This window comes from Atribacter sp. (assembly GCF_035418125.1).
In the GTDB taxonomy this organism is placed as follows: Bacteria; Atribacterota; Atribacteria; order Atribacterales; family Atribacteraceae; genus Atribacter; species Atribacter allofermentans.
Genome location: NZ_DAOLQM010000152.1, coordinates 1 through 5,245, shown reverse-complemented (window position 1 = coordinate 5,245; position 5,245 = coordinate 1). Strand labels below are relative to the sequence as shown.

Sequence of the window (5,245 nt, the reverse complement as noted above, 5' to 3'; positions counted from 1 at the left end):
ATATTCCGGATACTGGCACGATGGGTGAAAGGGGGGTTCACGAGGATATTTTAATTCAGAATTCTGATAAATAGCAGCATCCATTGTTATTTCCATATCATTGACTTTGTGTACAGATACTTGCCACTCGGTGTTTTAGGTATATCATCAACAATATTCCAGATGATATTGCATTCAAATCCCATTACCATTCTAATCTTTTCATTAACAATATTTTTATATTGATCTGAAATATCTTTACGGGTTACAATATTAATTCGGATTTTATTGTAATCTTCTTGAATTACCTGGAATTTTTCAAATATTCCTTGCTGATAACATACAACACCTAAAAGATGAATAAAAAATTCAGCTGGCACCATTGTCCCATTTTCTAGAATAAAGTGATCCGTAATTCTTCCCGTCACTTTTTTCAATGTGGGTAAAACCTGTCCACAAGAACACTTTTCTGGACCAAGGATTGCCATATCGCCAATTTCATAGCGAATAAGCGGCATGGAATAGTTATATAAATTTGTTATGACAACTTTTCCTTCTTCCCCTTCTCGAACTGGTTGATTGTCATTATCTAACACCTCCACATAATTCCAGAATGGAAACAAATGTAATAATCCATTCTCACATTCACCGGCTAAATTGCTGACTTCCCTAGATCCATAGAAATTAAATACTTTCGTTCCAAAATTTGATTCAATAACATCTCTCATCGTATCAGATAACGTTTCTGCTGCGCTTATGACAAGTTTTGGGGAATAAAGCGGCATTTTTTTCCTTTCTGCATATTTGCACAATTCAAAAAGCGATCCGGCATATCCCCGGATGATCTCGGGTTTAAAAGAATTTATAGTATGAATGTATTGCTCAATGTTTTGTTCGGACATCCTGAAACTATTCAGGAAGACTGTATTCGAGAGCCAGTTCTGAATCTTTGCTTTATAGCCCATACCTCCTTGGAAGAGATCACGCTCAGATCCCCAGAGAATAACTTTTTTTACAATTGGCTCGTCGATATTGAGGATATTTTTATAATAATAATAATTGGTAACCGATGCCCATTTTTGATAGATTTCATCCTGCACTAATCGGACAGGTTCACCAGTGGAACCTCCCGAAGAATTGAAAAAACATTTTCTCATGTGGCAATCATCAGATACGAGATCCTGATGATGCTTTCTTATGATATCTTTCGTTAAAAGGGGGATTTCACAAATACGGGACTCATCAACGATACCATCATGAATTAAGTCTATTCCCTTAAATATCTCATTATAATATCGACAATGATTATATGCATGGAAAAGGAGGTTATTTCTTTTATTTTTAATGAAATTATCCAATGTAAAACGATCTGAAAGCGTTGAAAGCAATTGATATTCATTTTTGTATTTTCTTTTTACTATCAGATTAAAATGAATTCTTGGAACAAAATTTTCATTTTTCAACATCATGATTGACTCCCCCGACTAAATTATCAAAATATTTGTTACCATAATACCAAATATAATAAAATCCCAAGATAAATGCAATAGTTGTTGATAAAATAGCCCCATATAATCCAATTCGGGGAATGAAAACAATATTCAGAATTAAATTAACAAATGCAACTTGTACTGTTCCTGAAATTGTAAATCGCGCGCCCCTAATTCCTCCGGCACTAAAAAACCAGGCAAATAGTGTATAACATGTTGCAAGCACTGCAGTAATAGCGAATAGTCCCATGAGCAGAATATTTATTGGATATTTTTCTCCAAAAAATGTCAGGATAATAAATTCACTAAGAAAAACACCGGGTATCCCCAGGATAATGATATAAGGCATAATTTGTTTTAATTTTAAGTAAATGGAAAATTTACTCTGCGACCTCGACACTGTTGGAAAAAATATTGTGATAAAAATACCTGAAAGAAACCCGATAAATGCAAATGAAGCATAATAATAAACCCCATATATTCCAACATTTTCAACACCCATGTAATAATTGATAATAACACGATCCACGTTTGAATAGAGGGTAAAACCCAGGCCACCAATCAAAGCATAAAAACTGTATTTACACGCTTTTTTAAGCCATTGGAAATCAATTCGCAATGTAATATATTTCTTCAATTGAAGTGTGATACTCAAGCCAACGAGACCATATGCAAAATAATAAGGATAAATCATTGACTTAAATGAGGCAGATTGAATGAGAATAAGAAACATAGTTAAAAGTAAAAATCCAAACAAAGCCTGATACAAAGCTAGTTTTTTCATTTGATGCAATCCTCTCAATATCGAGGTTGATAGTGTATAAAATACGAAAAATATTGAAAAAATAATCGATAATAGGATTAATTCAGGATCTACTGAAAATAAAGCCATTAATAGACGGATCAATAATAGATAGGAAAGAACTGTTAAAGTAATGAGCAGAATAATTACAATGTACGTTGTAGATATAATATTAGCAATTTGAGTTTCATCTTCGCTTTCTGAACAATATTTTATCATTGCCGTATTGAATCCCAATACCATTGGTATATAGAGTAGCATCGCGATAGACTGGACTAATGAATAACTCCCATACCCCGAAGGTCCGAGTATTCGTCCTCCAATAACAGAAAAAATAAATGAAAAAAGCGTTGAGATTAGAGTCCCCAAACCCACAAAAGAAAAATTTTGAATAAAACTTTTAACACCATCATCGACTTTTTCCTTAAAAACTAATTCATAAAAATATGATGTTACTGTTAAAAAGACACCCACAATTACTTCCCTGTTTTTTTCTATAAATGATTCCAAATCTGTCATGATTAAAAAAATGATTATCTCATTCCGTTTATCTCATAACCCCGCATACCAAATACCCATTTTCTCAGCATGGAACCTGCCATACACCCCCCTCACATCCACCACGACCGGCCTCCCCCTCATCGTTCCTGCTATCTCTTCCAATGAAATCCCGCGGAACTCCCGGTGCCCCACCGTGACCACCACTGCATCCATCCCCTCTTTCAGCCCATCCACAGGCTCCACTCCAAACCCTGCGATCTCCTCCCTTGTCAACAACGGATCGTATCCATACACCTCCACCCCGAACTCCTTTAAAACCTTAATCAACCCAACAACAGGCGTCTCCCGTGTATCGGGCACGTTCTCCTTGTAGGTTAATCCCATGATGAGGACTTTTGACCCCTTGATTACCTTTCCCGCTTCATTCAATCCCTTGATAGTCAGCATCGCGACGTGTTCGGGCATGGCATCGTTGATAGCCCGGCCGGCAAGAATGACCTGGGGGTGGTAGCCAAGCTCCTGCGCCTTGTGGACGAGGTAGTAGGGGTCGACGGGGATGCAGTGCCCGCCGACAAGGCCGGGCGAGAACCGGATGAAGTTCCACTTGGTCGCAGCGGCATCGATGACGGCCTTTGTGTCGAGTCCCATCTTGTGGAAAATAATCGAGAGTTCGTTGAAGAGTGCAATGTTCAAATCCCGCTGCACGTTCTCGATCACTTTCGCGGCTTCGGCGGTCCGGATGTCCTTTGCGATATAGACATTGGTAATCAGGCCGTAGAGTTCGGCAAGGATGTTTGTGGTCTCCTCGTCCATGCCGGCGACGATCTTGGTAATCTTGTCGATGGTGTGCTCATCGTCGCCAGGATTGACCCGCTCGGGGGAGTATCCGACCGAAAAGTCCCGGCCACACTTCATCCCGGATTCACGTTCAAGGATCGGTACCATGATCTCCTCGGTGAGGCCGGGCCAGACGGTGGATTCACCGACGACGATAGCGCCCTTCTTGAGGTTTCGCCCGACAGTTGTGGTGGCGTCGATGATCGGTCCGAGGTCCGGCTGCTTGTTCCTGGTGACAGGGGTGGGGACGCAGATGATGACGATGTCTGCTTCGCGGATGCGCCGGGGGTCCGTGGTAGCTGTAAAAGTACCCTGCCCGTTTTCATTGAGTTTGTCCACGGCCTCCTGGTTGCGCCGGTAACCGATTGTCTTTACGTGCCGGGAAAAAGCCTGGGCAAGGGGAAGGCCCACGTATCCAAGACCAACGACGCAGACGGTTTTAGCGGTGATCTTCTTCTGAATCATGGTATCGTCTCCTGTATTCCTGTCTTTTCCGAATAAACCAGAAAATAACCAGATACAATAACCGGTCCGGTACCTAACCTGTCATCTCTGCAATCCTTTCTGCACCCTTCATTCATATGAATAAGCGAATACATCATTGTGCCCTGAACCATTCTATTGTCTCCTGCAGCCCGGTCTTTACCGTGTAATCAGGGGAATAGCCAAATGCTTTCCTTGCTGCAGAGATATCCGCGAGTGAATCTTTAATATCACCGGGTCTGGCGGCCTCGTGCACGGGGCGAACACGAATTCCCGTGTATTCCATGATTAAGTCGGCCAGTTCGAGCAGGTTGATCCGCTGGTTGTATGCAACGTTGAAGACTCCGGATGCATTGCTCTGCATTGCTTTCACATTCGCCTGGACGACGTCTTTTACATACGTAAAATCCCTTGTTTGTTTCCCGTCCCCAAAGATTACCGGTGGCTTGCCATCCAGTATCCGGGTGATAAACCGGGGGATGACCGCCGCATACTGCGACATCGGGTCCTGCCGGGGTCCGAACACATTGAAGTAACGCAAAGATACGGTTTCAAGTCCGTAGACCTCGGAAAATACCCGGCAATAATATTCCCCTGCAAGTTTGGATACGGCATACGGGGATTTCGGGTTGGGTGGCATGCTCTCTACCTTGGGGAGAGTGGGCGTATCGCCGTACACCGATGACGATGAAGCATACACGACCTTCTTTACTCCACAATCCTTTGCAGCGATGAGAACATGGAGCGTCCCTGTAACATTTGCCTCGTTTGTGGCAGCCGGATTTTCTATGGATCTGGGGACAGAAGGAATTGCAGCCTGGTGAAAAATTCCCTCCGCATTCTGAAACACATCATGCAACAAGGTGGCATCGGTAATACTCCCCTCAACAAATGCAACATTTTCCATGTCGAGAAGAAACCCGATATTTTCCCGTTTTCCGGTGGAGAGATTGTCGAGGATTACCACTTCATGTTTATGTGAAAGAAATTCAGCAATATGGGAGCCTATAAATCCTGCTCCTCCCGTAACGACGTATTTCAAATGAATTCACCCAAATTACTATGCACTGTATATATACGCGTTGATTCATTTGCTCACATAAGAATATTGGTCTCGTATCAAACGATTTCGGGATATTTCACCCCCCCCACC

4 protein-coding genes are annotated in these 5,245 nt (G+C 41.9%); all 4 read right to left on the bottom strand.

What is annotated here, in order from left to right; genetic code table 11:
- Positions 1 to 86 precede the first annotated feature (86 nt).
- Positions 87 to 1,448: a phenylacetate--CoA ligase family protein gene (locus tag PLK24_RS07980; RefSeq protein ID WP_324477963.1), complete on the bottom strand. Its 1,362-nt coding sequence runs from the start codon at positions 1,446 to 1,448 to the stop codon at positions 87 to 89.
- Entirely contained in the window at positions 1,432 to 2,790 is a 1,359-nt protein-coding gene (locus PLK24_RS07975) for an oligosaccharide flippase family protein (protein WP_324477961.1), read from the bottom strand. The genes PLK24_RS07980 and PLK24_RS07975 overlap by 17 nt, the downstream gene beginning before the upstream one ends.
- A 33-nt stretch (positions 2,791 to 2,823) precedes the next feature.
- Entirely contained in the window at positions 2,824 to 4,074 is a 1,251-nt protein-coding gene (locus tag PLK24_RS07970; RefSeq protein WP_324477960.1) for a nucleotide sugar dehydrogenase, read from the bottom strand.
- Positions 4,075 to 4,207: 133 nt separating this feature from the next.
- Positions 4,208 to 5,134, bottom strand: a complete 927-nt coding sequence (locus PLK24_RS07965) for an SDR family oxidoreductase (protein ID WP_324477958.1) — start codon at positions 5,132 to 5,134, stop codon at positions 4,208 to 4,210.
- Positions 5,135 to 5,245 lie beyond the last annotated feature (111 nt).